This window comes from Citrobacter sp. CK185 (genome assembly GCF_030333565.1).
In the GTDB taxonomy this organism is placed as follows: Bacteria; Pseudomonadota; Gammaproteobacteria; order Enterobacterales; family Enterobacteriaceae; genus Citrobacter_B; species Citrobacter_B koseri.
Genome location: NZ_JAOWFR010000022.1, coordinates 112,480 through 138,456 on the forward strand (window position 1 = coordinate 112,480; position 25,977 = coordinate 138,456).

The window sequence follows — 25,977 nt, forward strand, 5'->3', positions numbered from 1 at the left end:
CATTTAAAGCATCAGTATATTATTTCTTAAATATTAACTTAACTAACTGGATCTTATATGAAAAAGATTGCACTGATTTCCGCGATTTTATCGCTCTCTGTATTTCAGGCGGCAAATGCTGCTGACGGCGTAATTAGTTTTACTGGCAGCATCACCGGTACGGCCTGTGTGGTGGATACCTCCGCGATTGCGCAGCCTGTCAACCTGGGGACTGTCGCGACAACCGCATTCTCAGGCGGTAGCGGAGCAACGGCGGCAGCGAAGCGTTTTAATATTGTGCTGAAATCCTGCCCGGCCAGCATTTCCAACGCCAGTATTCGTTTTGATGGCATCACCGACACGATTAACCCTTCTATTTTAGCGCTGAGCAATGGGCAGACAGCGTCGAATGTTGGTGTCGCGATTTATGAGCAGGACAACTCAACGCTGATCCCCGTGGGTTCCGCATCCTCCAGCGTAGCGCTGGAAGAAGATGTTGATAACACACTGACTTACTTTGCCAAATATATGGCAACCGGCGCTGTTGGCGCGGGTACGGCAAACTCTTCAACCGCGTTTACCGTTATTTACCAGTAAAAGCAGGGCCCTTCGCGGCCCTGAGTAATTCACTCAGGATCTCTTCATGTTTCAGAAAATCTATAAAAAGATTGCCGTTGGTCTTTTGTTTATCTCCGCAACGGCAATAAGCGGTGTGGAAATAGGCGGCACCCGGCTTATTTATAACGGCAGTGGCAATCAGGCGGCAATCAGCGTTAACAATCCAGATAACAAGCCGTATTTAATTCAGTCATGGGTAAGCAAAAGTGAAAATGGCGACGACAGTGACAATGCATTCATCACCACACCGCCTTTGTTCAAATTAAATTCGCAGGCGCAGAATTCAGTACGCGTTATGTTATCAGGCGACACGCTCCCTACGGACAGAGAAAGTGTTTACTGGTTGAATATTAAAGCAATCCCTTCGTCATCACCGGATGCTAAAAATGAATTATTGATTGCGGTCAAAAGTAAAATGAAGCTGTTTTATCGTCCGGCAGGATTAAAAGGCGACCCTTCGCTTGCATATCAGCAGCTAACGTTTTCAAGCGTGGGTGGAAAGTTAAGTGTGCATAACCCCTCGCCGTATAGCGTGTCGCTATACGACATCAAGGTGAATGGGAAACAACTAGCAAAACCTCCAATGGTTTTACCATTTCAAACGGTATCGCTACCTCAGTCGGCGATAACGGGTGGTGAAGTATCGTGGCGTGCGATTAATGACTTCGGAGGCATTACGGCTGAACATAAATTTAAAATGTAGGTTACAAAGCCATGTTTCATGTCAATGCAGTTTCGGGTTTTGCTAAATTAACTCGGTTATCCACACTTATTTATCTGTGTACGCATACTCCTGCTGTGCTGGCTGGCGATTATTTCTCTCCAGATTTTATTGAAACCCGTGGAAATATCCCGCGTGATATTGATATTTCTCGTTTTAATGAAGCTGACGGGCAGGTGCCTGGCGTCTATCACGTTGATGTCTATGTAAATGGAAATTATCTGGCATCACAGGATATTTCATTTATTGACAGTAAGAGTGGGTTAATACCGGTGTTGACTCGTGCAGATCTGGTGCAATGGGGCGTTAAGCGCAATGCACAACCTGAATGGATGCACATGGCAGATACCGCGAACGTTGAACACCTCAGCAAACTGCTTCCCGGCAGCCAGCTTATTTTCCAGTTTGACGGGATGCGCCTGGATCTCTCTGTACCGCAGGAGTATCTACAGCGCGATCCCCGGGGGTCGGTATCGCCTGAGCGGTGGGATGACGGACTGAATATGCTGTTCCTGAACTACAACTTCTCAGGCGCTAACACGCATGGCAGCGACAAGTCGAGTAACGACAGCTATTTGAACCTGCGTAGCGGTATTAACGTTGGGCCCTGGCGATTGCGTCATTACGCCACTTATAACAACAACGATGGCGCTGGTCACTGGAACACCCTTGGCACATCGCTGGAGCGTGACATTAAGGCTCTGAAAAGTCAGTTCAGCATAGGCGATGGCTATACGCAGGCCGGTGTGTTCGACAGCGTGAATTTTCGCGGCGCGCAGCTTTATTCAGATGACAGCATGATGCCGGAAAGCGTCCGTGGTTTTGCTCCCGTGGTACGCGGTATTGCACAAACCAACGCGCAGGTCACCATTCGTCAGGGTGGCAACGTTATCTGGCAATCTTATGTGCCGCCAGGCCCGTTCGCGATTGACGACCTGTACCCGACCACCGCCAGCGGCGATCTGGAAGTGGCGGTACGTGAGGCGGATGGATCGGTGCATCAGTTTATTCAGCCATTTTCCGCGGTGCCGGTGATGCAACGCGAAGGTCAGTTCAAATATGCGCTGGCAGCAGGGAAATATCGCGCGGCAAACAGCAAAGATAAAGAGCCGGAATTTCTACAGGGCACGCTGAGCTACGGTTTACCCTGGGATAGCACGATATATGGCGGCACGCTGGTATCCGCAGATTACTGGGCCGGAGCACTGGGGATCGGAAAAGGGTTCGGTGAATTCGGCTCGCTCTCTTTTGACGCCACTTTCGCCCGTACGCAACTGCCCGGCAAGACAGAAGAAGGCGTGTCGTTACGCGCGCAATACGCCAAAGACTTTGCTTCGACAGGCACCTCATTCAGTTTGATGGGCTATCGCTATTCCTCATCAGGTTTTCGTGATTTCCAGGAAGCGAACGGGGACGTGAATACCTTTCGAATGGGGAGCGACACAATACGTGAAGGCAACAGCTGGCGCTATGAACGGAACAAACGCAGCAAGGCGCAGGTGACGCTGAACCAGCGACTTGGCGACTGGGGAAATATAAACCTCTCCGCCTGGCAACAGGATTACTGGGGCGGCGACACCGAGCGCAGCGTTAACGTGGGTTACAACACCAGCATAAACAATATCAACTACGGCCTGAACTACAGCTATTCACGCGGCCCCTGGCACAATGAAAACGATCATATCGTCTCTCTGACGATGCAGATTCCGCTCTCACGTTTCCTGCCAGACAGCTGGATGACGGTATCCGGGAACAGCAACAAAAAAGGCGATACGACTTCGCAGGTGGGGTTATCCGGTTCAGCGCTGGAAGATAAAAACCTGAGCTGGAACGTGCAGCAGGGCTACAACAGCAAAGGCTCGGATGCGATGGGAAGCGCTTCCGTCAATTACAAAGGCCGTCATGGCGAGTATCAGCTTGGTTACAACTACTCTCGCGATAACCGCCAGATGTCGGTTGGGGCGATGGGCGGCATTGTGGTTCACCCTTACGGCGTCTCGGCCACGCAGCCTCTTGGCGAAACTATGGCACTGGTGAAAGCGGACAACGCGGCGGATGTAAAAGTGGCGAATAACAGCGGGATTTACACCGACAGCAGAGGTTTTGCCGTGGTGCCGTATGTCACGCCGTATCGGCAGAACAGTCTGTCATTGGATACCGCGTCGCTGAACCCGCATACCGATGTGCTGAATGACACCTACACCGTTGTACCGACCAAAGGCGCGCTGGCGCTGGCTGATTACCCTACCGTCACCGGTTATAAGGTCATGCTTCAGTTCACCGGGAAAGAGATTCCGTTTGGCGCGACGACCCGTATTAAAAATCACGACAACATTCCAGAAGGAATGGTTGACGATCGCAAACGCGTCTGGCTCAACGGCGTACCGGAAAAAGGAAGCGTGATCGTTAACTGGGCCGAGGGAAGTTGTCAGGCAACGTATCAGATAACGCAGATCGCTGACAAACCGCAAACAGTCATCGCGCAATGCCACTGATCTGGAGAGAAAGAAAAATGTATCGAATTTTAATCAGCTTAATTTTTACCTCGCTGGGATTATTTTCACACACCGCCCTGGCGTGGAACTGCACTACGGTTACGTCAACAACAACGATCTCACCGCAGAATGTAACTATCTCGCGGGATCTCCCTGTGGGCTCAATAATAGGAACACAGGTTATTACACCGACAATTAATGCCTTTAACTGTTGGGACTCCGCTGAGGGCGTTATATCCAGGCAGATTTTTGGTATCAGAGCCATTGGCACATTCGATTCGTCACTCAACGGGCGTCAGATATACAAAACGAACATTAGCGGCGTGGGGTATTCCCTGTCCGCCGCAACGACAAAATGTGCCGCAGGCATCGTGACCGTTACGGGAAGCAATACCATACGGGGAGACATAAATACCGCTAAGCTCTGTGAAAATATGGCGGGGATGGTGAACAGCAATTTGGATGGCGTGGTTATCGTGACGTTTTATAAGACGGCAGCCGAAACCGGGTCTGGAACCATAACGGCAAGAACCGTGGGATCGCTGGTTATGTTAAATAACGCGCTGCTGTGGCATTCACCCGAATCTTCCGTCAATATCAATGCGTTCACGGTTACCACGCCAGCCTGTAATCTACAAACGACGTTTATCCCCGTAAATATGCAGGACGTGGATAAACAAGCCTTTAATGGCAAAGGCACCACGCCGGGAGACGCACACACGCAGTCTTTCGATCTGCCGATGGTTTGTAATGCCGGAACAAAGGTCAGCGTTAAGATGGAAGGCGATATTTTTGATGCGAGCAAAGGCGTGCTGAAAACCATTGGCGGAAATAATGCCGCCACGGGCGTGGGAATCCAATTACTTTATAACAATCAGCCGATGGCGCTGGGTTCAGATGTCGCTGTTGGCACCTCATCCTCCGGCGGCGGATTCACGGTGCCGCTGAAAGCGCGTTATTACCAGACCGGAGACACCATCACGACCGGTGCAGCGAATGGCGTTTTGTCATTTACCATGACATACCAATAAGACAGTGAGGGGGCGGCAAGACCGAAGCTGAACCACGTCCCCTCGCCATTTATTTTACCGGTTTTCCGTGGCGGTCGCCGGATTACGCAGTTGCCCTATCAGCCGCTGCATGTTGTCCTCACAGGAAATCCCGTCAGGCCGGTTTGCAATACTGGCGATCAGACTCAGCAACTCGCTCTTGCTCTCTTCAAGCTGCTTCTGCATGAGTTCGATCTCCGCGATACGCCTCTCCAGGGATTGTATCAACCCCTCGTGATCCCACTTTTTCTGCTCCTGCGGTAAAAAGCAGCGGATCTGCCCAAGTGAAAAACCGGCACGCTGAGCGTTATCAATAATCTTCAGCAGATTCGCCACCTCCGCCGAATAATTACGATACCCGTTGCTCTGACGCTGAGGAGGACTGATCAGCCCTTCTGCTTCGTAAAACCGAATACGGGAGGGCGTAAGCCCCGTTACTTTTGCCAGTTCACCAATCTTCATACCGTTTACAGACCTCCCTTGACCTTAAAGTTAACTTTAAACTTATACTCTCTAAACGGTCAACAGAAGATCGTTGCCGGACGAGCGCGCAGGCCCTGACGTTTCTCCTTTTTCCGGGAGCCGACGTCCTGGCGCTACGCGCAAGACAAGTCTCTCCCTTTAACAACTTACTGAACCGGAGAAACGATATGGGTTACGTAACAACCAGCGATGGCGTTGACATTTTCTATAAAGACTGGGGACCGAAAGAGGGAAAAGTGATCTTCTTCCACCACGGCTGGCCGCTCTCCAGCGACGACTGGGATGCTCAAATGCTGTTTTTCGTGGACAAGGGGTTCAGGGTCGTCGCGCACGACAGGCGTGGTCATGGACGTTCCAGCCAGGTGTGGGACGGTCATGACATGGATCATTATGCCGATGACGTTGCCGCAGTCGTTAAGCATTTAGGCGTCCAGGGCGCAATGCACGTCGGGCATTCAACCGGCGGTGGCGAGGTCGTGCGCTATATCGTGCGTCACGGCGAGGATAACGTCTCCAGAGCCGTGCTGATCAGCGCAGTTCCGCCATTGATGGTAAAAACCGACAGCAATCCGCAGGGTACGCCCCTGTCGGTGTTTGACGACTTCCAGGCACAGCTGGCCGCCAGTCGGGCGCAGTTCTATTACGATATCCCTGCGGGTCCTTTCTATGGCTACAACCGTCCGGGTTCCAGTCCGTCTGAGGCGGTCATCTGGAACTGGTGGCGTCAGGGAATGATGGGGGGAGCCAAAGCGCACTACGACGGTATCGTCGCGTTCTCGCAGACGGATTTCACGGAAGATCTCAAGCGCATCACTATCCCGGTTCTGGTTATCCACGGCGATGACGATCAGGTCGTTCCCTACCATGATTCCGGCGTACTTTCAGCCGGGCTGCTCAAAAACGGTACGCTGAATACGTACAAGGGAGCCCCGCACGGCATCCCCACCACGCATGCAGATCGGGTCAACGCCGACCTGCTGGCCTTTGTGAATAGCTGATATACCAACCACGACGGATGAGCTGGCAAGGCAATTAGCAAAAAAAGGAGTCGCGGGCGGCTGCATTCCAGTTTAAAACATACGAACCTATGTTGAGGAGTCTGACCATGCTGGATCACCGCCCGAACTCACAGGATGATCGCCTGCGGCAGGACACCGCATCGCTGCGCCACGAAATTACCGCAAAAGTCAGAACATATACCGAACATCAGGAGCGGGTCGTCTGCCCGTTCCCCGGTCTGAGCGTTGCTGAACTCCACGGCCCAATGCCGCCGCTTTCTTATATTTACCAGCCCAGCGTGTCGCTGATCCTCCAGGGAGAAAAGCGCGTCACGTTAGGCGATACGGCCTATGTGTACAACGAATCCCGTTTTCTTCTGACGGCGGTCAATCTGCCAACCGTCGCCGAAGTGATGCAGGCCAGCGCCGAGCGTCCTTTTATATCGCTGTTGCTGGAACTGGATTTATCTGTTGCGCGTGAAGTATTGGTTGATATGGAACAGCACGGCAATGACGTGGGATTCGCAGGCGAAGGACTCTCGCTCAGCCATGCCGACCGCTTTTTATTTGACGCCATACTGCGCTACATCACGCTCGCAGAACGCCCGCAGGATAAGGGGTATATCGGCAACCTGATTCAGCGAGAAATTCTGTATCGCATTTTAACCAGCCCGGCAGGTATGACGCTGCGGGAAACCGTACTAACGGGATCGAGCAGCCAGAGGATATCTTCCGCAATCAACTGGTTACGCACGCACTATTCCCAACCGTTAAAAATGGAGGATCTGGCCGGGATTGCAGGAATGGGCGTTTCGACGCTGCATCACCACTTTCGTCGCATGACCAACATGAGCCCGTTGCAGTATCAGAAGCAATTACGGCTCCATGAAGCCAGACGCCTGTTGTTGTCAGATAATGTGGATGCCTCGACAGCGGCCATCAGAGTGGGTTATGAAAGCGTCAGTCAGTTTCACAGGGAGTACAAACGCCTGTTCGGCATCACGCCAATCGGCGATAAAGTGCAGTCGCTGAAAGGCGCAGAACGCGTCCGGGAAGCGGGAACGTTGACCGGGATACCGCGCTGATACACGCATATCGGACCGCAAAACAGCCGATCCGATATGCGTTGCCTACTGTCAGTTCGACAGTGAAGCCATATCAATCACAAAGCGGTATTTCACATCACCCCGCTCCATACGCTCAAAAGCCTGGTTAATCTGCTGGATATCGATGATCTCACACTCCGGGTACACACCTTTACGGGCGCAGAAATCCAGCATCTCCTGCGTTTGTGCAATCCCGCCAGACGGTGAACCCGTGATGCGACGACGCCCCAGAATCAGCGGCAAGGTGCTGAACCCTTCCATATTCCCCAGATTACCGACAATAACCAGCGCCCCTTCCACATCAAGTAGCTGAACGTAGGGCGAAACATCATGGCGCGTCGGGATGGTGTCAATAATCACATCAAAAGAGGACGCCGCGTTATTCATCGCCTCTGCGGAGGTCGAGAGCAGAACGTGTTCGGCGCCCAGCTCATGCGCCTCTTTCGCTTTTGACTCACTGCGGGTGATAACCGTCACCTCTGCGCCCAAAGCGGCCGCCAGACGAACCGCAAGGTGCCCCAGGCCACCGATGCCAATCACCCCAACGCGCGATCCGGGGCCAACGTTCCAGGTCCGCAGCGGCGAGTAAACGGTGATGCCCGCGCAAAGCAACGGCGCCGCTCTGGCCGGATCAAGGCCTTCCGGCAGATTCAGGACAAACTCCTCGCGAACCACGATATGTTTTGAGTAACCGCCGTAAGTGACGTCTCCTGAGATGCGGTCACGCCCGTTATAGGTCACCGTCGGAAACTCACGGCACATTTGCTCTTCGTGCCTGCGGCACTGATCGCACTCCTGACAGCTATCGACAAGGGTTCCGACCGCCACCTGTTGCCCGACCTGATAACGCGTCACTTTACTGCCGACATCAATCACCCGGCCAATAATTTCGTGTCCGGGAATACAGGGGTAAATCGTCGCGCCCCACTCTTTCCAGTCGTCACGGGTTTGATGCAGATCGCTGTGACAGACGCCTGACCACAGGATCTCGATCGCCACATCATTGGCACGCAATGCGCGTCGTTCAAACGTAAAAGGGGCCAGTGGCGTAGTCGCGTTTAATGCAGCATAACCGATGGTTTTCATAGCAGCTCCAGTTGTTTGTTTTCCACCTGAAACTGTAGCGGCTTGATGAATGGCAGAGTGAGCCTAATCCTGCCGGATGATTGCCTGATACTCCCGACAGAACGTCTGTCACGCATCCCCTGGCATTGAATGGCCAGGGCGGACGCTGGCGCATCACGCCCCGGGCTCTTTTTCAGAAGAGGCTATTCCCCTTTCTCCACAATTAACGGCTCGATATCGCTCTCTTTTTTGATAACCAGCGAATCATCGCCACGCAGACACGTACCGCCATAGTTGCCGCCAACGGTGAAAGTGCAGACCTGAATATACTTCCCGGCCACGTTTGGCAGGCACCACAACTGCTGGTAAATGTTTTTCTGCGCGGCAAATTTCCCACTGGTTTTATCGAGTAACTCTTCCTGATGGCTCACCAGATCGATATTGCTGCCGCAGCGCCCGGCGATCGGTTTCACCGCATAACCGGTGCGCGCCAGTTCGTCATTAACCGTGAAATCGGTATCCAGCAAATAGCGGTGATGCGGGAAGAGCGACCACAGGATAGGCAAAATAGCCTTATTGCCGGGGATCACCGTCCACAGCGGTTCAAACACCAGCACTTCCGGTCGCAATAGCACATCAATCAACCGCACTTCATTTTCAGGATGGCCGGTACGAATCGGCACGGCGGCGTATTCCGTCTCGCTGACTTCACGCACCTGTTCAATTGCGGTTTCCCACGCCCAGGTTTTCCAGACGCAGTTCACCAGGCGGCCATCGCCGTCAATCAACTGACCGGCATCGTCCCAACGCAGCGCATCCAGTCCCCGGAGAATTTTGCTTTCAAACCCGGCCTGGCGCAGCGCCTGCTGCATAAACTGGGCGTGATAGTTCTCCTCAATGTCCTTATCCTGCATGATGTGGACGAAGGGACGCGCGAGGCTGTGTTTCCATGCGCCCGCCAGTTCGTTGATCAACCCTTCCGCCGGATTATGCCCCTTCCCGGTGTAGCCCTTTTCGGCCCAGCGTTCGAGGATCAGCCCCGCTTCGGTATGGCATGATGCGGAATCGGCGTTGTACTCGTACACCTTCAGGCCGCGTTCATCCATACAGAAATCCATACGACCGGTGATCATATGGTGGCGACGACGCTGCCAGGAGAGGCGCAAACGCGGCCAGAGGATTTTCGGAATGTCGAACAGCGCCAGCAGGTTATCGTCTTTCAGCACCTTGTCGGTGGCATGCAGGTACATCAGATGCAGCTCGTTGGTGGCTTTAATCAGCTCCTGCTCGGCGCTTTCCGTAATGGTGAAATACTGATGCGGGTCCTGATTAATCACATGTCCGTTCGCCAGCACATAGGCTTTTTGCAGCGGGTCCCGCTCATCCAGCCATTTGCCGTCAAACTGCCCTTTCTCTTCCAGCCGCGCGCCGCGAATCTTCAGTGAATCGTTGGCGATGTCTGGTTGAGGCAGGCTGTACTGCGTGTCCTCGGTCTGAATCATCCAGCCGAGGATCGTGGTGTCGTCAAAGGTATCGCGCAGGGTATAGCAGCCATTTTCCACCACCATATCCAGCTCGCGGGTCCACTGTTGCCCTGGGGGCAGCGGCGTGTGGATCACATTCTGTTCGGCGATACGGATCTTGTTGTCCAGCAACTGGGTAATGATCGCCACATGGCCGGTATCTTTAAACTCGCCGCCGTTTTGCCAGATAAGCAGCGCGCCAGCGACCGGCGCGCGGGGCGAACCATTGGGGAACGCCTGTAACGGCAGGATGTTGTCGTTCACCACTTCGCGCAGGAAACGCAGCGAGAAGATCTCCCACGCCATGCCGACATCCGTGAACACAACCCCATAATTGAGAAAGAGAAAGCGGCGGGCGAACTCAACGCACTGCCATTTATGGCCCATATACTCATTGCCGATATAGCTGCGAAACGCGGCATCATTGCTGTATTCCCGTGGGTCGAGGGAGCTGTAATCTGAAGAGTAGATTGCTACGCCACCGGGGGCGTAGCCCAATAATGTCCCGAATGGGGCATCCTGACGGGTCGTTCCTTTGCTCATGCACCTTACCTCAAAACAATACAGCCTGAGCAGTATGGCGTGAATTTTTCGCTCTGCTTGCCTGCTCAATAACACTAACCGGACAGAGGTCGATTCATCATACACCTCTACCCGGCCAGACGGCGCACAGAGACAAAAAATTCATAGCGGGAACGATGTTATGTTTTATTGATAACCACCGGCACGCTCTTATAGGCTGGCGTCAGGCTTTCGCTATCGACCGCATCCAGAGACAACAGCACATTCGCTTCCGGCAGATAGGCGCCAATCGATCCTGCCGCCATGTTGTAGATCACGACCGTCAGCCCGCACATCGCGCGATCCTCACAAGGGCGGCCATGATCGTCCAGCGCCTGAATGGTCACCACATCGCCCTGCGCCAGACCGCGCGCTCTGGCTTCCGCCGCATTTAAAAACACGACGTCACGGCGGCCGGTAATGCCGCGATAACGGTCATTCAGGCCATAAATGGTGGTGTTGTACTGATCGTGGCTGCGCAGCGTTGCCAGCAGCAGCGCATCTGCGGGTTGCTGCTGACGCTCAACGGCGCGCTGCTGGCTAACGACAAAGTTGGCTTTGCCATTCCCGGTATGCCACTCACGGCGCGAGGCAGGCGTGTCCATGCGAAATCCGCCCGGCGCGGCAATGCGGGCATTGTAGTCATGAAACGCCGGAATAACGGCTTCAATAGCGTCGCGGATCAGAGCATAGTTTCCCACCATCTCTTCCCAGTTCACCGGCGAACGCGTAAGCGTGGCGCGTGCCATTCCCGCCACAATCGCAGGTTCCGATTTCAGCCACGGCGAAGCCGGTTTCAGAGAGCCGCAGGAGGCGTGCACCATCGACATCGAATCCTCGACGGTGACGGACTGAATCCCCGTCGCCTGAAGGTCGCGCTCCGTTCTGCCCAACGCGGGCAGCAGATAGTTATGCTTCGCCAGCAGCAGGTGCGAGCGGTTCAGTTTGGTTGCCACATGCACCTGCATATCCAGCTTTTGCATCGCCGCAAACGTCCGCTGCGGCTGCGGCATCGCCACGGCCAGATTGCCGCCCATGCAGATTAACGCCTTAGCCTCGCCCCGCTCTATCGCCCGAATGCTCTCCACGCTGGCGCGGCCGTGTTGACGAGGAACGGTAATGGCAAAACGCGCTTCAAGGCGTTGCAGGAAGGCGTCCGACGCTGCTTCGTTAATCCCTACCGAACGGTCGCCCTGCACATTGGAATGCCCACGCAACGGGCAGATACCCGCGCCCGGCTTTCCGATATTGCCTTTCAGCAACAGCAGGTTAACCAGTTGCTGCACATTCCCGGTGCCGTTTTTATGCTGGGTGATCCCCAGGCCGTAGCAAATGATGGTGGCGCGCGATTTATTGTAGCTGTGCGCTAAATCTTCCATCTGGCTGCGCGTCAGACCTGAATCCGCTTCCAGTTCCGCCCAGTGGCACTGGCGCAGGTCATCATACAGCGCCTGATAACCGGCGGTATGCGCAGCAATAAACTCATGATCGAGGCAAGGCTGCTGGTTTAGCAGCACCCGCGCCTCATCCATTTCAATCAGCGCCTTCATCATGCCTTTGAGCAACGACGCATCGCCGCCCATTTTCACCTGGTAGTAGCTGCTGCTGAGTTCGGTCGCCTGGCCGGTGAGCATCTCTTTAGGGCTTTGCGGGAAGCTAAAGCGTTCAAGTCCTCGCTCCGCCAGCGGATTGATAGCGATAATTTTGGCGCCGCGCTTTGCCACATCGCGCAGCGTGGTCAGCATACGAGGATGGTTGGTTCCCGGATTATGCCCGATGCAAATCACCAGATCGCAGTGGTCAAAATCCGCCAGTTCAACGGTGCCTTTCCCCAGACCAATAGCGCGCGTCAGCCCTGCGCTGGTCGGGCCGTGGCACATATTGGAACAGTCCGGGAAGTTGTTGCTGCCGTATTCGCGGGCAAACAGCTGATACAGGAACGCCGCTTCATTCGAGGTTCTGCCGGAGGTATAAAACTCTACCTGTTCCGGGGAATCGTAGCTGCGCAGGCGTTCGCCGATTTCCTGAAACGCGATGTCCCATTCCACGGCTTGCCAGGTATCGGTTACGGCATCATATTTCATCGGGTGCGTCAGGCGGCCAATATTTTCCAGCTCGTAATCACTGTACTGCCATAAGGTGGACACCGGATGACGACGGAAAAACGCCGGTGAGGCTTTCTTGCTGGTGGTTTCCCAGGAGACCGCTTTGACGCCATTCTCACAAAGTTCCATCGGCGCCCGATGGCCAGGGTCAGGCCATGCGCAGCCAGGGCAGTCAAAGCCTTTGACCTGATTCATTTTGAACATCGCGATAATATCGCGCGTGACGGCCTTTTGGGAAAACACCGACGCAGAGACCGCCTTCACGGCTCCCCAGCCGCCCGCCGGGCCCTGATAACCGCTTACTCCTGGAACACCATTTTTCATTGTTACTGCTTATTCACTGCCAATTTTTAATGGCGAGTACGGTAACAATTTCCGCTTGATATTGATTTCCTCTTGATGGAGTACAGGCGGGCTACAATTAACGAGTTATATTGTGTTCCCCTTCCAGCGAAAAAACCGGCGCTTAATGTCCCAATCTGTTAAACCGCATGGCCTCCGACTGCTACACTGCTTCAACACACCAACCCAGAAGGCAGGTCAACATGTCAGAGAATACTTATCAACCCGCAAAAGTATGGACGTGGGATAAATCCGCAGGCGGCGGCGCATTCGCCAATATCAACCGTCCCGTTTCTGGCCCGACTCACGACAAGACGTTGCCCGTCGGCAAGCATCCGCTACAGCTCTACTCCCTGGGAACGCCAAACGGCCAGAAAGTGACCATCATGCTGGAGGAGTTGCTGGCGCAGGGCGTGACGGGCGCAGAGTATGACGCCTGGCTGATTCGCATTGGCGACGGCGATCAGTTCTCCAGCGGTTTTGTCGATGTGAACCCAAACTCAAAAATCCCGGCGCTGCGCGACCACTCGCAGAACCCGCCGCTGCGTGTCTTTGAGTCCGGCGCAATTCTGCTCTACCTGGCGGAAAAATTTGGTTATTTCCTGCCGCAGGATCTCGCTAAACGTACCGAAACCCTGAACTGGTTGTTCTGGCTCCAGGGGGCGGCGCCGTTCCTCGGCGGCGGCTTTGGTCACTTCTACAACTACGCGCCGGTGAAAATAGAGTACGCGATCAACCGTTTTACGATGGAAGCCAAGCGTCTGCTGGACGTGCTGGATAAGCAGCTGGCGCGTCATCCGTATGTGGCGGGCGATGAGTACACCATTGCCGATATGGCTATCTGGCCGTGGTTTGGCAATGTCGTGCTCGGTAACGTGTATGACGCCGCAGAATTTCTGGATGCGGGAAGCTATAAGCACGTACAGCGCTGGGCGAAAGAGATTGCGGAACGCCCGGCGGTCAAACGCGGACGCATTGTGAACCGCACCAACGTGCCGCTCAACGAGCAGCTTCATGAGCGTCACGACGCCAGCGACTTCGACACACAAACCGAAGATAAGCGTCAGAGCTAAACCGTGATGCCGGATGAGATTTTAATGTCGCCATCAGGCGTTATATTGCCTGATGGCGCTCCGCTTATCAGGCCCACGGGTTTGTGATAGTCGGCGTTTAATTAAACCCATGTTGCACGAGAATCAGTCCTGCCGGAGTGGAAAGCAGAAATTCGGCAAGCGGTTTTCCGCGCGCCGTCAGACAGGCAAACGCGTACTCAGCGATCGGATTATACGGTTCAGGAATATCAACCACGCGCAGGGTACTGATTTGCCGCAGTCTGGGGGCATAGCTGGCATAACCAATAAAAACATCCGTGTGATCGTGGTCGATTAACCATTGCGCCGCCAGCGCTCCGGCGGGAAGCGGCAAAGAATCCCGGCCGCCGACCAGCGCCACAGCACGCGAGCGGATCGCCTCGCCGTCGGCTCCCATTCGCGAAAAAAGCTGTTGCGTGTAATCACCGGAAGGATCGCAGCCCGGCGTTGATGTGCCAATTCGCAGATCCTCGCGCATCAGCAACGACCGCCAGTTGTCGCCCTCCCGCATAGCGTCAGCACGCACGGTCAGGCAGAGGCGATTCAGCGCAAAGGACGAAACCGACAGCGCCCGCCCGCTCGCCAGCAGCGCCTGCGGATGCGCCACATTAGCCGAGGCGAAAAAGTCGCACGGCTCACCGGCTTCAATCCGTTCACGCAGCAATCCCGCCGGGCCAAAATCACAGCGGATCGTCTCTGCCTGAAAACAGGCCATTAGCGGTTGCCAGACGGCACGCAGGCTGCCTGCGGCAAGGATTTTCATCAGTCAACGCCCTGATAGTCAGTGCGATAAAAACGCTGATACCAGTCATTCGCGACCTTGCGCATATCAATATCCTGGAATTTCTGCGGATAGAGTTTTTTCGCCATCCACAGCTCGCCAATGCCCATCGCTTCCGGCATCGGATAGCCCCAGGCCTTCGCGTAGTCCGGCATCAGATAGACACGATGATTTTTCACCGCATCAATCACCTGCCACTGCGGGCTTTGCAGGATCTCATCCACCACTTTCGGATAGCGATCCTGAACAAAAATCACCTGCGGATTCCAGGCGATAACCTGTTCCATTGCGACCTGCTTAAAGCCTTTAATGGTCGATGCCGCCACGTTCAACGCCCCCGCGTGCGCCATCATCAGGCCAGTATATTTACCGGAGCCGTAGGTGGTCAGTTCCGGGTTCGCCATATAGGCGCGAACGCGTTGATCTTCCGGGATGTTTTTCAGGCGATCGCTCACCATCTTGCGCCCCTCATCCGTTGCGGCAATCAGCGCTTTTGCTTCGTCAGGTTTATTGACGATATCGCCAATCAGCGTGATCCCTTCACGCAACCCTTGATCGTAAGCCTGCTCTTCATCCGTCATTGTCGGGTTCATTTTAGCCTGTTCGCCCGCCGCATCATGGCGCAGAGAAATCGCCACCACCGAAATACCCAGGCTGCTGATTTTGTCGATCATTTCCTGCGGCGCATAGTTAGTGACAAACACCACCTGCGGATGCAGCGCGACCAGTTTTTCCGCATCAACGTGGGTTAAATCACCCAACGCGGCTTTCGTTGTCAGCTCCGGCGCCAGGCGGACATAACCGTCGCCAAGCTGTTGTTTCCAGTTCGCCATCACGCCAACAATTTTGTCGGTAGCATTCATCTGCACCAGCAAATTCAGCGTTTGATGCTGGAGTACCACCACGCGATCCACCGTATCCGGGACGGTAACCTGGCGACCAATCTGATCGGTAAACGTACGCTCGGCCTGAGCCATAAACGGCAGGGAAAAAAGCAACGCCAGCAGGGAGAGCTGGCGTAAGGATTTAAACATGGGAGATGTCCTCACAATCGATATATATATTAGTATACAACGATTGCAAGGCCGCTTGATAGATTGCCTTCAGGGATTATCAGGCGCTGGTAACGTCATACTCCATTCGGCGTAGCGCGTCTAATGTGGCTTTGGCTTCTTCTTCATCAATGATGCTCATGGCAAATCCCACATGCACCAGCACCCACTGCCCCACCAGCGTTGCAGGGCTGTCTTCGCAGATCAGGGCAATATTCACATCACGCTTGATGCCGCACACTTCAACCTGCGCAAGCTGGTGAATATCTTCACCAACGGACAGAACCTGTCCCGGGACTCCAATACACATAGTTAACCACCTGGACGTTATTCCACTTCAATACTTTTCACTTTCAGCGAGTCGCCGGTATCCACCCGTAGGCGATCGCCCTGACAGTGTGGGCACTGCGCGTCATGCTGCGTGATTTCAACCGCCTGGCTGCAATCCCAGCACCACGCCTGAGCGGGTTTATAGTCGATGTGCAACGCACACCCCTGCGCGAGCGTACCCTGGCAAACGATATCAAAGCTGAAGCGCACGGCGCTCTCTTCAACGCACGAGAGCGCGCCAATTTCCAGCCATACGCCGGTGACTCGCGTCACGCCATGCTGTTCCGCCTGCTGCTGGATAATCTCAACCGCGCTCTGGCACAGGGACAGCTCATGCATGCTCGCCGCTCCGGCGTCCAAACAGCAACGCACGACGCCCTGCCAGCTGCGGCGCATCGGGATCTCTGACCGGCAGCGACAGCAGCATCCGCGCGCAGTCGTCCGCCAGACGCATCCCCTCCTGCGCCGACATACCGTGATTGAGCGGCGACATCAGCGAGCAGGAGAGGTATTGCGAAACCCCGTCCAGTTCGCCAACGGTAAAGGTCATCGCGCCATACGGCAGACGCAATCCGAGTTTTTCACTGACTTTGCGTACCGGCCAGAGCTGATCGGGGCCGGGGAAAATCAGCGCGCTCAGCATCCACGGCGCGATCACGCTGCCCGTCCACTGCCCTTCAAACAGGGTGAAGTCAGAGACATACACCGGCATATTCGGGTGCAAAAACGAGAGATCGTGCATTGAACGTCGGGCAATCTCTTCAAACGCCGCCTGAACCTGCATTCTCGGGGAGGACGGGAACCCTGAAATCTCCTCAGACATGCGCAGCCTCCCGTGGAATAGCCTCAACGCCTGACTCGCGCAGCGCGGCAAGAACCTGCGCCAGAGCAGGTTCAATCATCGCTTCAACCGTTGGCGTCAGGCCGATATGCGGCTCCAGCGATTCCGGGATCACGCCGATCAGCGTCAGCTTTTTCGGAAACTCGCCAGTGAAGCGCAGGGCCGACAGAACGTCGGCCAGGCCAAGCTGATGCGGTGAGATTTTGTTGGTGAACAACGCAGGCACCTCATCATCACGCAGGATCATAAGGGTTCCCGGCGTGTTCTTTCTCGACACAATGGCGTCCGCGATGATCAGGTGATCTCTGTCCGCCATATCGCCGAGAAGCTCCATTCCCGCCGTGCCGCCATCAAGGATCTCCACGAAATCCGGCAGGATGTACCGCTGTTCTAATGCTTCAACGATACGCACCCCGATGGCTTCATCGGTCAGCAAAATATTGCCGACCCCTAACACTAAAATCCGCATTACAGAACCTTAACTGAGACGACTTCGTTCCCGTCAGCGTCCACTACGTGCACCGCGCACGCCATGCAAGGGTCGAAGGAGTGAATGGTACGCACCACTTCCAGCGGTTTTTCTGGATCGGCGATCGGCGTCCCCACCAGCGACTGCTCGTACGGCCCCACTTCATCGTTAAAGTTACGCGGACCGGAGTTCCAGGTGGACGGAACCACCGCCTGGTAGTTGCTGATAATGCCGTCTTTAATGACCATCCAGTGAGAAAGCATACCGCGCGGCGCCTCAAGGAAGCCCACCCCTTTAAACTCACCCGTCGCCGGGATATCCGGTTTGACGAACGTGGTGTGGTCGCCTTTCCCGATATTGGCGATCAGCGCGCTGTACTGATTTTGCAGAATACCCTGCAATTCGCAGCAGTGAACGGTGCGGCCAATGATACGCCCCAGCGTGGAGTGCAGTTGCGCCACTTCCAGCGTTTTACCGGTCAGTTTCTGGTAGATCGCGATGATTTCATTCAGTTTGGCCTTCGTGGACTCGCGTCCCGCCGCCAGTTTAACCAGCATATTGGCCAGCGGCCCCACTTCAACGGTTTTGCCGTAAAAGGTCGGGGACTTAACCCACGAGTATTTACCGTCATCAGACCAACCGGTGTATTCCGGGACGGTAGTCCCTTCCCACGGTTCCTGCGGCGCTTCGTCTTTGTACCAGGCGTGCTTCGCGCTCTCCTGAATCCCTTTAATCAGGTATTCATCGGAATGCGAGGCGATCGGGCGATACGTCGACAGATCCGCATTCTGGATATAGCCGCCAGGGAACAGGAAGCTGCCGTTTTTACCGTCGGTCGGAAATTCCGGCGCGCTCAGGTAGTTAACCGCGCCTTTACCGCGTTCCAGCCATTCTGGATAGAACGCCGCGATTACCGCCGTATCCACCTTGTAAACCTGCTCAACAAAGTCGCTTAGCTTGTCGATGAAGGACTTGATGTACATCAGGCGTTCAAGGTTCAGCACGCCGAGACCGTCGAGGTTGATCGGGTTCGCCACCCCGCCCACCGCTAGGTTCTGGATGTGCGGCGTTTTACCGCCCAGCAGCGCCACCACGCGGTTGGCGTCACGCTGGCATTCCAGCGCTTGCAGATAGTGCGCGACCGCAATCAGGTTCACTTCCGGCGGCAGTTTCATCGCCGGGTGTCCCCAGTAGCCGTTAGCGAAAATCCCTAACTGGCCGCTGGCAACGAGGTCTTTGATCTTGTTCTGCACCTTCGTGAACTCTTCCGCGCTATTCAGGTGCCAGCTCGACACGCCGTTCAACAGCGCCGACGCTTTCGCCGGATCGGCCTTCAGCGCAGAGGTGATATCCACCCAGTCCAGCGCAGAAAGCTGGTAGAAGTGCACAATATGGTCATGGGTAGTATGCGCCGCCAGAATGATGTTACGGATGTACTGCGCATTGACCGGAACGTCAATCTTCAGCGCGCTCTCCGCCGCACGAACGGAAGAGATCGCGTGGGTCGTGGTACATACGCCACAGATACGCTGCACAATCATCCAGGCATCGCGCGGATCGCGATTCTTCACGATCTCTTCCATGCCGCGCCACATGGTGCCGGATGCCCATGCTTTTGACACCACACCGTTCTCGATTTCGCAGTCGATGCGTAAATGACCCTCAATACGGGTTACCGGATCAATAGTAATTCTCTGGCTCATGCTTTGCTCGCCTCATGACGATTGTGATCGTTTTGTTTTAATGGAGGAAGTATCGGCAGTAGACGAATGAGTAAGATGTATGCACAAATCTCAATAGCCACAAAACCAATAGAAATCAGCAGTTCTTCCCAGGTGGGAAAGTAGTGGTAGCCGCCGCCGGGATTGAACGCCACCAGCGAGTAGGACATACGCCACGTTGCGCAGCCCAGCAGCATACTGAGGGCGGACAGATACAACATCCGCGAGTCGCCGCGCAGTTTCGGCAGACGGAGCACCACCAGCGGGAAGACCATCAGCAGGACTTCAACCCAGAACAGCAAGGAGTAGTAGTCACCGGCAAACGCATAAGAGAGCTTGTCGCGGTAAATCAGTTCACCAAAACGGCACACGAGGAACAGCGCGATGAAAACGCTGATAGTACCGGTCAGCTTGATAAACAAACTTTTCTCATCCGGGCCGTTGCCTTTTAAGCCGCTCTGCACCAGAGAGCCTTCAAAAATAACGATGGAAAAGCCCATGATGAAAGCGGTGAACAATGAGAACAACGGCAGCATTTCATAGCTCTGCCACAGCGGATGTACTTTAATACCGGCGGCAATCATCAACGATCCCATTGACGACTGGTGCATGGTCGGCAGCAACGCCCCGAGGGCGATAACAAAGAACATCACTTTGTTCAGACGCTTAAGCGAGACTTTCCAGCCCAGGCGTTCAAACAGCGCGGGGGCAAACTCCAGCGCCATCACGCCGATGTAGATGGTCATACAGACCGCCGTTTCAAACAGCACCGAGTTCACATTGAAGTGCCCTGGGATGTAGAAATACGGCAGGTTCCAGTAACGACCAACGTCAATGGTGATCGACAGCCCGCCCAAAGAGTAACCGAACAGGCTTGCCAGCAGCGCCGGGCGCACCAGCGGATGGTATTGCCCCCGGTTGAAGACATACACCGCCCACGCCAGCGCCCAACCGCCGCACGCGAAGCCGGTGCCGATCAGCAGGTCAAAAGCGATCCACACGCCCCAGGGGAAGCCGCCGTTCAGATCGGAGACCGATCCCAGCCCGAAGACCAGACGTTTCACAATGAGAAGCATGCACAGGACGACAAGCGGCCCGAAGATGATGATCGGTTTACTGATTATTTTCCCGCCCAGCGGTTTAGGATCATGACTCATGATCGTCTCCTCCGTCGTGATGCTCGTTTTTCGTGTTACGACGAACCATCACGGTTAAGCCCGCCAGCACAGCCAGTGGCAGCATCATGCCTTTATACAGGGTGTGTTGAATGTGTTCAGAACGCGCGCCAGTTGACAGATCGGCCAGTTGAGGGAGATCCAGATTCTGGTAAGGAACGCCGGTCAGCACCAGCACCTGCGTGCCGCCGCCCTCTTTTTCACCGTACAGATGCGGGTAATACTTCGGTACGGTATGCAGATACGTATCGCCAGTCTGCAACGTCTGGCGCGGATAGTGGTATTCGCTGCCAGGCTTCAGCGCCAGGCGCTTTTGCGCCTCCGCCATCAGCTCTTCTCGCGTACCAAAAATCACCGCGCCCGCCGGACATACCTCAACGCACCCCGGCAGACCGCCTTTGTCCAGGCGTTCAACGCCCTTCTGGTTGCACAGTTCACACTTGTGCAGCGCGCCAAACGGGTTGTTGTAGTCGTATTTCGGCACGTTGTACGGGCAGGCGACCATGCAGTAGCGACAGCCGGTACAGACGTCTTTGTTGTAATGAACGATGCCGGTTTTCGGGTCTTTCTTCAGCGCGGATACCGGGCAAACGGAGACGCAGTTAGGGTCAACGCAGTGCATACACTGTTTCTTAATGTACGCGTAGCCGTTCTCTGTCTGATCTTTATTGACGCCACTTCCGCTATGCCACACCTGAATGATGTTATTGGTGTAAGGAGACAGCTTGTCGTTATTCGACCAGGTTTGCGCCCCTTCCGGGTTACGCGCCGGGAAGTTGATATCCTGGCATTTGGTCACACACGCCTGACAGCCCACGCACAGCGTCGAGTCATACAGCATCCCCAGGGAACCCGGGATAGGCGGACGGTTTTCCGCAGCCGCATGGCTGATGGACGGCGACGCGCCCAGCAGCAATGCCCCGCCAGAGGCTGCTTTAATAAAGTTACGTCTGTTCACGGTTATTCTCCCCGTGAGTCAGCGTTATCTTTCTTCTGCTGACGCCCCAGTTCACGTACCGCCATCACGCTGACACCGGCAACCAGCCCAACCACGCCGCCAAGCAGCCCAACGGCGCCTGCGGAAATGTGGCCACCCTCTTTCAGGTTGACATCCGGCTTCTCGGAACGCGGGGTTTGATTTTCCACATGGGCGAGTTGGTGGATGCCTTTATGAAAGCCAACGCCTTCCTCGTTACAGCCGTAGCAGGGGTGTCCAATCGCCACCGGCCATACGCCGCCGACATCGCAGAACTGCAACGTCGAACAGTTGCCGTAGGTTTCAGGCCCTTTACAGCCCAGATGGTAGAGGCACCAGCCTTCACGGTGGCCTTCATCGCCGAACTCTTTGGCGAAGCGACCGGCGTCAAAATGCGGGCGGCGTTCGCAGTGTTCGTGAATCAGACGGCCATAAGCGAAGGTTGGACGGTTTTTGGCATCCAGCTTCGGCGGTTTACCGTAAGTGATGATGTGGGCAACCGTTGCCAGGAAGTTATGCGGGTTCGGCGGGCAGCCCGGGATATTGATAACGGTTTTGCCCGGCAGGACTTCCTGCAACCCGACGGCGCCGGTCGGGTTCACGCCAGCGGCAGCGACGCCGCCCCACGCGGAACAGGAGCCGATCGCGATAATCGCCGCCGCGCCTTCCGCCGCCTTGCGGATGTGATCCACAATCGGCTCGCCGGCAACCATGCAGTAAATACCGTTATCTTTTAATGGGATGGAACCATCGACAACCAACACATACTGCCCTTTATACTTCTCCAGAGCGTTATGCTTGTTCTCTTCAACCTGATGGCCGAAGGCGGCGGAGAGGACCTCGTGGTACTCCAGAGAGATCGTTTCCAGAACGAGGTTTTCTACCGTTGGGTGGGTCGCGCGAAGGAGCGATTCGGTACATCCCGTACATTCCTGAGCGCCGATCCAGACGACGGGCGGGCGCTGCGGACGGGAAACCGATTCGGCCATTTCTGCGGCGGCTTTGCTACTGAGCCCCATGGTTGCGGCCAGTGCTGCACAAAGCTTCATGAAATCACGACGATTAACGCCGTGAGAAGTGATGAGAGTATTATCTCCAGTCATTTTATTGTTATTCCGTTGCAAAGACCTGGCTCTATTTTGCACCGTTCACAAATAACTTATTGCGATCGGCGCGCCATTTACCACACTTTCTTTATGGTTATTGAACCATGATACTTTGACGGAACAACAAAACGAAGGAGTAAGACAATAGTGTAATTAATTAAACCGGGGTAATACCCCCTTCGGATCAATTTTCGAGACGATAACCCGCCATAAAGAACCGGATAGTCGTATTCGATTGATTCTCCCGAAAGAAGTCCATCACCATATCTTTGTCCAGGCCATAACGGCGCGTCAGAATCCCCGCTTCCCAGGCGCTTAATTGTCGATCGCCGGTTTTTTCAAACATGCGATGCGAAAATCCTAATACGAATCCGCGCTTATAATCAGAACAAAAACCCGCCACGTTACGCGCGCTATCGGCACACGTTGCGTTTAATCCGGCCATCAGGCCCTTACCAAAATGATTGTCCATGATACCTCCAATCGCTATATAATAAATTATATAGCGATTTTTTAAGCGAACGCCAGAGGTATCACATACTTTTTTTTACCGGATCAGAAGGCGACCCATTCATCGCCTGACTTCGCGGCAGACGCCCCACGCGGACTGGCTGGAGAGACCGTTTTCGCCGGGCTGGTTTGCGCGTCATTATGAGAAAGCCGGAACTGTTGCACAGAGCGTTGCAGCTCTTCCGTTTGCCGTTCCAGCGCCGCGGCTGCCGCAGAAACTTGCTCCACCAGCGCGGCGTTTTGTTGGGTCACGCTGTCCATCTGGGTTATCGCCACGCCAACCTGAGAGATCCCTTTGCTTTGTTCCTCGGAAGCGGCGGCGATCTGCTTCATGATGGTGGTGACTTCAGTTACTCCGCGCAGAATGGCCTCCATTGTCGCGCCCGTCTCCTGCACCAGCTGCGCACCCTGCTCGACGCGACGCACGGATTCAGCGATCAGCGTTTCAATCTCTTTGGCGGCCCCGGCGCTACGGCTGGCCAGATTACGCACTTCACCGGCGACGACCGCAAACCCACGCCCTTGTTCACCGGCTCTGGCGGCTTCAACGGCGGCATTCAGCGCCAGAATATTGGTCTGGAAGGCAATACTGTTGATGACATTCGTAATTTCGGCGATCTGTCTGGAGCTGGCTGAAATACCGTCCATCGTCTCGACCACCTCAGAAACCAGCGTGCCGCCTTTTCCAGCCGTCGCGGAAGCGGCATCAGCAAGCTGACTGGCCTGGCGCGCATTATCCGCATTCAATTTCACCGTCGCGGTGAGCTGTTCCATGCTTGCAGCTGTCTCTTCCAGCGCCGCTGCCTGCTCTTCCGTACGGGAAGAGAGATCGTTGTTACCGCTGGAGATCTCTGTCGCGCCGCGCCAGATATTGTCACTGCCTGAACGAATCGAACTGACCGCTTCCCGCAGGCTATCCTGCATCGCGCTCAGTAGCGGCACCAGACGACCGACACAGTTACGGCCAAACTCTTCAATCGGCTGGCTCAGATCGCCTTGCGCAATCTGGCGGAACTGTTGGCGAATGCGCGCCAGCGGTTTCACTAACATCGTGACCAGGTAACGGTCGGTAAAGAAGAGAATCACAATTCCCAGAATAACGGCGGTGATAATCAGGGTGCGGATAATTGACGTTTTGCCGTCCACCATCACGCGGGTGCTGTCCAGCATCGTGCCGGCCGCGCTGTTAAAACGTTCTGCGCTGGCGCCGAAGGCGCGGCTCAGAGCGGGGGTGACATTATTAGCCTGTTCTGCAAATTCGGTGAGCGTACCCTGCTGCGCCAGTTGCATCTGCGGCGCGACGCCCTTATCAAGCAACGCCTGCCAGTTTGCCAATACCGCAGCGGCGATCTCCGGGTCCATCGGCCCTGGAGAGAGCGTTTTCATCTCTTCCAGCTTTTTGCTCATATTGTCCAGCGCCTGCTGTACTGGCACAAAATCGGGCGTACCGCCGCCGATTTTAACGTCCATCGCACGGCTTAAACGCGTGACAAAACGAAAATACTGATCGTTCCCCTGACTTAGCACCGTCATCTGACGCACAATATGACGATCGATATCATTCCCTTCCGCCACTTTAGATAATGCATGGACGCTGAATAAACCAACGCCCGACCAAAGAAGACAGAAGAGCCCCAATATTGTCAGCATGACAATACGAATAGTGAAGTTTTGCAGCAAACGCATAAGAATTTCCTTGCCGTACTTGAGGGATTCGCCATCAGGCGACACTTATCCTCGTTATCGGCAGAGAATGCAGAATATATACTTTCTTTATTGTTTTTTTACTTAACTAAGTATACGAATCATCGTCAGCACGCTATTCCTGTGAATGCTTATAAAGCATAACGGCATTATTATGCCGCAAAGCAATATGCCGCACCTGAAATAATCGTTTGTTTTTCATTGTAAATATTTCTCAAACCAGGCCAGAGTGCGCGCCCAGGCCAGATCCGCTGCGGCCTTATCATAGCGGGGAGTCGAATCATTATGAAAACCATGATTCACCCCAGGATAGATATACGCTTCATAGACTTTATTATTCGCCTTCAGCGCCGTTTCGTAGGCAGGCCAGCCTTCATTAATTGAGGTATCTAACTCGGCGTAATGTAATAATAAAGGCGCATTAATTTTAGGTACATCTGACGCCGGAGCCTGACGACCATAAAAAGGAACGGCGCACGCCAGTTCTGGATAGGCCACCGCCGCCGCATTTGATACGCCGCCGCCATAGCAGAATCCCGTAATAGCCACTTTTCCACTGGCCGCCGGATGACGCTGCATAAACTCAATCGCGGCAAAGAAATCATTCATTAATTTTGTGGGATCAACCTGCTGCTGTAATTCCCGCCCCTTATCGTCATTACCGGGGTATCCGCCTACTGAGCTTAATCCATCAGGCGCCAGCGCAATATAACCCGCTTTCGCCACGCGTCGTGCGACATCCTCAATATAGGGATTCAGCCCCCTGTTCTCGTGTACGACCACGACCGCAGGCGTTTTACCCGTCGCCTTCGCCGGTTTTACCAGATAGCCGCGCACCTCGCCATGCCCGTTCGGTGACGGATACGTAATGTATTCCGGCAAAATGTCCGGGTCGGTAAATTCCACCTGCACCGCCAGCGCGTAATTCGGCTTCAGGAGATTAAACAGCGCAAGCGCGGTCACGCCGCCGACGGCATACTTTGCCGCGAGGTTAAGAAACTCGCGTTTAGAGATTTTTCCATGTGCATAGTAGTCATAGTAATCGAGCAACTCCTGCGGAAAGTCTTTGGCAGTCAGACGCGGCATAGTTTCACTCCTGAGTTGATGTTTTTTTAAGCAAAGCATAACGACGTGTTTTTGCCCAATTTTTCGCATCAATGTGACCTGACGAACGGG

The 25,977-nt window shown here is 54.6% G+C and carries 24 protein-coding genes; 7 read left to right on the forward strand and 17 right to left on the reverse strand.

Annotation, left to right across the window (positions count from 1 at the left end; all coding sequences use genetic code 11):
* Nucleotides 1–57 precede the first annotated feature (57 nt).
* The 4 genes from OGV79_RS06280 (at nucleotide 58) to OGV79_RS06295 (ending at nucleotide 4,844) form a co-directional block, all read left to right on the forward strand.
* Nucleotides 58–576, forward strand: a complete 519-nt coding sequence (locus OGV79_RS06280; RefSeq protein ID WP_012135109.1) for a fimbrial protein — start codon at nucleotides 58–60, stop codon at nucleotides 574–576.
* A 46-nt stretch (nucleotides 577–622) separates the two neighbouring features.
* Nucleotides 623–1,300, forward strand: coding sequence for a fimbrial biogenesis chaperone (locus OGV79_RS06285; RefSeq protein ID WP_286468173.1), 678 nt, complete (start codon nucleotides 623–625; stop codon nucleotides 1,298–1,300).
* A gap of 95 nt (nucleotides 1,301–1,395) precedes the next feature.
* Nucleotides 1,396–3,813 (forward strand): fimbria/pilus outer membrane usher protein, encoded by a 2,418-nt coding sequence (locus OGV79_RS06290; protein ID WP_286468174.1) that lies wholly within the window; start codon nucleotides 1,396–1,398, stop codon nucleotides 3,811–3,813.
* Nucleotides 3,804–4,844 (forward strand): fimbrial protein, encoded by a 1,041-nt coding sequence (locus OGV79_RS06295; protein WP_223849107.1) that lies wholly within the window; start codon nucleotides 3,804–3,806, stop codon nucleotides 4,842–4,844. Before OGV79_RS06290 ends, OGV79_RS06295 begins: the two co-directional genes overlap by 10 nt.
* 54 nt (nucleotides 4,845–4,898) lie before the next feature.
* Here OGV79_RS06295 and OGV79_RS06300 read toward each other — a convergent pair whose 3' ends face one another.
* A complete protein-coding gene (locus tag OGV79_RS06300; protein ID WP_104868190.1) occupies nucleotides 4,899–5,324 on the reverse strand; it encodes a MerR family transcriptional regulator in 426 nt (141 codons plus the stop codon).
* A 188-nt stretch (nucleotides 5,325–5,512) separates the two neighbouring features.
* Between OGV79_RS06300 and OGV79_RS06305 the strand changes: the two genes are divergently transcribed.
* Together OGV79_RS06305 and OGV79_RS06310 are read left to right on the forward strand one after the other, a co-directional pair.
* Nucleotides 5,513–6,343 carry an alpha/beta fold hydrolase gene (locus tag OGV79_RS06305; protein ID WP_275055533.1) on the forward strand — a complete coding sequence of 277 codons (831 nt, stop codon included), beginning with the start codon at nucleotides 5,513–5,515 and terminating at the stop codon, nucleotides 6,341–6,343.
* A 107-nt stretch (nucleotides 6,344–6,450) separates the two neighbouring features.
* Nucleotides 6,451–7,428, forward strand: a complete 978-nt coding sequence (locus OGV79_RS06310; protein ID WP_225622014.1) for an AraC family transcriptional regulator — start codon at nucleotides 6,451–6,453, stop codon at nucleotides 7,426–7,428.
* Between the two features lie 51 nt (nucleotides 7,429–7,479).
* Here the strand turns inward: OGV79_RS06310 and OGV79_RS06315 are convergent, their stop codons facing one another.
* From OGV79_RS06315 to OGV79_RS06325, 3 genes are all read right to left on the reverse strand, one after another.
* Nucleotides 7,480–8,535, reverse strand: coding sequence for an NAD(P)-dependent alcohol dehydrogenase (locus tag OGV79_RS06315; RefSeq protein ID WP_012135116.1), 1,056 nt, complete (start codon nucleotides 8,533–8,535; stop codon nucleotides 7,480–7,482).
* A gap of 182 nt (nucleotides 8,536–8,717) precedes the next feature.
* Entirely contained in the window at nucleotides 8,718–10,580 is a 1,863-nt protein-coding gene (gene gss, locus OGV79_RS06320; protein WP_286468175.1) for a bifunctional glutathionylspermidine amidase/synthase, read from the reverse strand.
* A 158-nt stretch (nucleotides 10,581–10,738) separates the two neighbouring features.
* Nucleotides 10,739–13,027 carry an FdhF/YdeP family oxidoreductase gene (locus tag OGV79_RS06325; protein WP_286468176.1) on the reverse strand — a complete coding sequence of 763 codons (2,289 nt, stop codon included), beginning with the start codon at nucleotides 13,025–13,027 and terminating at the stop codon, nucleotides 10,739–10,741.
* 221 nt (nucleotides 13,028–13,248) lie between these two features.
* On the opposite strand from OGV79_RS06325, the gene yghU reads away from it, so the two are divergent.
* On the forward strand, nucleotides 13,249–14,118 hold the full coding sequence (yghU, locus tag OGV79_RS06330) for a glutathione-dependent disulfide-bond oxidoreductase (protein WP_286468177.1): 870 nt from the start codon (nucleotides 13,249–13,251) through the stop codon (nucleotides 14,116–14,118).
* A gap of 97 nt (nucleotides 14,119–14,215) precedes the next feature.
* Here yghU and OGV79_RS06335 read toward each other — a convergent pair whose 3' ends face one another.
* The 13 genes from OGV79_RS06335 to yghX form a co-directional block, all read right to left on the reverse strand.
* Nucleotides 14,216–14,899, reverse strand: coding sequence for a molybdate ABC transporter substrate-binding protein (locus tag OGV79_RS06335; RefSeq protein WP_286468178.1), 684 nt, complete (start codon nucleotides 14,897–14,899; stop codon nucleotides 14,216–14,218).
* The gene (locus OGV79_RS06340) at nucleotides 14,899–15,951 is read right to left on the reverse strand and encodes an ABC transporter substrate-binding protein (RefSeq protein ID WP_199972195.1); all 1,053 of its coding nucleotides are present in this window, start codon (nucleotides 15,949–15,951) and stop codon (nucleotides 14,899–14,901) included. Before OGV79_RS06340 ends, OGV79_RS06335 begins: the two co-directional genes overlap by 1 nt.
* 79 nt (nucleotides 15,952–16,030) lie before the next feature.
* Nucleotides 16,031–16,279, reverse strand: coding sequence for a hydrogenase maturation factor HybG (gene hybG, locus OGV79_RS06345; protein WP_012135123.1), 249 nt, complete (start codon nucleotides 16,277–16,279; stop codon nucleotides 16,031–16,033).
* A 17-nt stretch (nucleotides 16,280–16,296) separates the two neighbouring features.
* Nucleotides 16,297–16,638 (reverse strand): hydrogenase maturation nickel metallochaperone HypA, encoded by a 342-nt coding sequence (hypA, locus tag OGV79_RS06350; RefSeq protein ID WP_012135124.1) that lies wholly within the window; start codon nucleotides 16,636–16,638, stop codon nucleotides 16,297–16,299.
* Nucleotides 16,631–17,122, reverse strand: coding sequence for a hydrogenase-2 assembly chaperone (gene hybE, locus OGV79_RS06355; protein WP_199972196.1), 492 nt, complete (start codon nucleotides 17,120–17,122; stop codon nucleotides 16,631–16,633). Before hybE ends, hypA begins: the two co-directional genes overlap by 8 nt.
* Nucleotides 17,115–17,609, reverse strand: a complete 495-nt coding sequence (locus OGV79_RS06360) for a HyaD/HybD family hydrogenase maturation endopeptidase (RefSeq protein WP_058668111.1) — start codon at nucleotides 17,607–17,609, stop codon at nucleotides 17,115–17,117. Before OGV79_RS06360 ends, hybE begins: the two co-directional genes overlap by 8 nt.
* Entirely contained in the window at nucleotides 17,609–19,312 is a 1,704-nt protein-coding gene (hybC, locus tag OGV79_RS06365) for a hydrogenase 2 large subunit (RefSeq protein ID WP_012135127.1), read from the reverse strand. The genes OGV79_RS06360 and hybC overlap by 1 nt, the downstream gene beginning before the upstream one ends.
* Nucleotides 19,309–20,487, reverse strand: a complete 1,179-nt coding sequence (hybB, locus tag OGV79_RS06370; RefSeq protein ID WP_012135128.1) for a Ni/Fe-hydrogenase cytochrome b subunit — start codon at nucleotides 20,485–20,487, stop codon at nucleotides 19,309–19,311. The genes hybC and hybB overlap by 4 nt, the downstream gene beginning before the upstream one ends.
* Nucleotides 20,477–21,463, reverse strand: coding sequence for a hydrogenase 2 operon protein HybA (gene hybA / locus OGV79_RS06375; protein ID WP_024130950.1), 987 nt, complete (start codon nucleotides 21,461–21,463; stop codon nucleotides 20,477–20,479). Before hybA ends, hybB begins: the two co-directional genes overlap by 11 nt.
* Nucleotides 21,464–21,465: 2 nt before the next feature.
* Nucleotides 21,466–22,584: a hydrogenase 2 small subunit gene (gene hybO, locus OGV79_RS06380; protein WP_012135130.1), complete on the reverse strand. Its 1,119-nt coding sequence runs from the start codon at nucleotides 22,582–22,584 to the stop codon at nucleotides 21,466–21,468.
* Nucleotides 22,585–22,771: 187 nt separating this feature from the next.
* A complete protein-coding gene (locus OGV79_RS06385; RefSeq protein WP_012135131.1) occupies nucleotides 22,772–23,059 on the reverse strand; it encodes a DUF2623 family protein in 288 nt (95 codons plus the stop codon).
* Nucleotides 23,060–23,142: 83 nt separating this feature from the next.
* On the reverse strand, nucleotides 23,143–24,783 hold the full coding sequence (locus OGV79_RS06390; protein ID WP_115608839.1) for a methyl-accepting chemotaxis protein: 1,641 nt from the start codon (nucleotides 24,781–24,783) through the stop codon (nucleotides 23,143–23,145).
* Between the two features lie 216 nt (nucleotides 24,784–24,999).
* On the reverse strand, nucleotides 25,000–25,887 hold the full coding sequence (yghX, locus tag OGV79_RS06395; RefSeq protein ID WP_047461196.1) for a YghX family hydrolase: 888 nt from the start codon (nucleotides 25,885–25,887) through the stop codon (nucleotides 25,000–25,002).
* Nucleotides 25,888–25,977: the final 90 nt, after the last annotated feature.

Bases quoted from the DNA above. Each gene is read 5' to 3' on its own strand.
- OGV79_RS06295 (WP_223849107.1), top strand. From the start codon at position 3,804: ATGCCACTGATCTGGAGAGAAAGAAAAATGTATCGAATTTTAATCAGC.
- yghX (WP_047461196.1), bottom strand. From the start codon at position 25,887: ATGCCGCGTCTGACTGCCAAAGACTTTCCGCAGGAGTTGCTCGATTAC.
- OGV79_RS06325 (WP_286468176.1), bottom strand. From the start codon at position 13,027: ATGAAAAATGGTGTTCCAGGAGTAAGCGGTTATCAGGGCCCGGCGGGC.
- OGV79_RS06385 (WP_012135131.1), bottom strand. From the start codon at position 23,059: ATGGACAATCATTTTGGTAAGGGCCTGATGGCCGGATTAAACGCAACG.
- OGV79_RS06390 (WP_115608839.1), bottom strand. From the start codon at position 24,783: ATGCGTTTGCTGCAAAACTTCACTATTCGTATTGTCATGCTGACAATA.
- OGV79_RS06340 (WP_199972195.1), bottom strand. From the start codon at position 15,951: ATGTTTAAATCCTTACGCCAGCTCTCCCTGCTGGCGTTGCTTTTTTCC.
- OGV79_RS06285 (WP_286468173.1), top strand. From the start codon at position 623: ATGTTTCAGAAAATCTATAAAAAGATTGCCGTTGGTCTTTTGTTTATC.
- OGV79_RS06310 (WP_225622014.1), top strand. From the start codon at position 6,451: ATGCTGGATCACCGCCCGAACTCACAGGATGATCGCCTGCGGCAGGAC.
- hybO (WP_012135130.1), bottom strand. From the start codon at position 22,584: ATGACTGGAGATAATACTCTCATCACTTCTCACGGCGTTAATCGTCGT.
- yghU (WP_286468177.1), top strand. From the start codon at position 13,249: ATGTCAGAGAATACTTATCAACCCGCAAAAGTATGGACGTGGGATAAA.
- OGV79_RS06280 (WP_012135109.1), top strand. From the start codon at position 58: ATGAAAAAGATTGCACTGATTTCCGCGATTTTATCGCTCTCTGTATTT.
- OGV79_RS06335 (WP_286468178.1), bottom strand. From the start codon at position 14,899: ATGAAAATCCTTGCCGCAGGCAGCCTGCGTGCCGTCTGGCAACCGCTA.
- OGV79_RS06305 (WP_275055533.1), top strand. From the start codon at position 5,513: ATGGGTTACGTAACAACCAGCGATGGCGTTGACATTTTCTATAAAGAC.
- OGV79_RS06315 (WP_012135116.1), bottom strand. From the start codon at position 8,535: ATGAAAACCATCGGTTATGCTGCATTAAACGCGACTACGCCACTGGCC.
- hybC (WP_012135127.1), bottom strand. From the start codon at position 19,312: ATGAGCCAGAGAATTACTATTGATCCGGTAACCCGTATTGAGGGTCAT.
- hypA (WP_012135124.1), bottom strand. From the start codon at position 16,638: ATGCATGAGCTGTCCCTGTGCCAGAGCGCGGTTGAGATTATCCAGCAG.
- hybG (WP_012135123.1), bottom strand. From the start codon at position 16,279: ATGTGTATTGGAGTCCCGGGACAGGTTCTGTCCGTTGGTGAAGATATT.
- gss (WP_286468175.1), bottom strand. From the start codon at position 10,580: ATGAGCAAAGGAACGACCCGTCAGGATGCCCCATTCGGGACATTATTG.
- OGV79_RS06360 (WP_058668111.1), bottom strand. From the start codon at position 17,609: ATGCGGATTTTAGTGTTAGGGGTCGGCAATATTTTGCTGACCGATGAA.
- hybB (WP_012135128.1), bottom strand. From the start codon at position 20,487: ATGAGTCATGATCCTAAACCGCTGGGCGGGAAAATAATCAGTAAACCG.
- OGV79_RS06300 (WP_104868190.1), bottom strand. From the start codon at position 5,324: ATGAAGATTGGTGAACTGGCAAAAGTAACGGGGCTTACGCCCTCCCGT.
- hybE (WP_199972196.1), bottom strand. From the start codon at position 17,122: ATGTCTGAGGAGATTTCAGGGTTCCCGTCCTCCCCGAGAATGCAGGTT.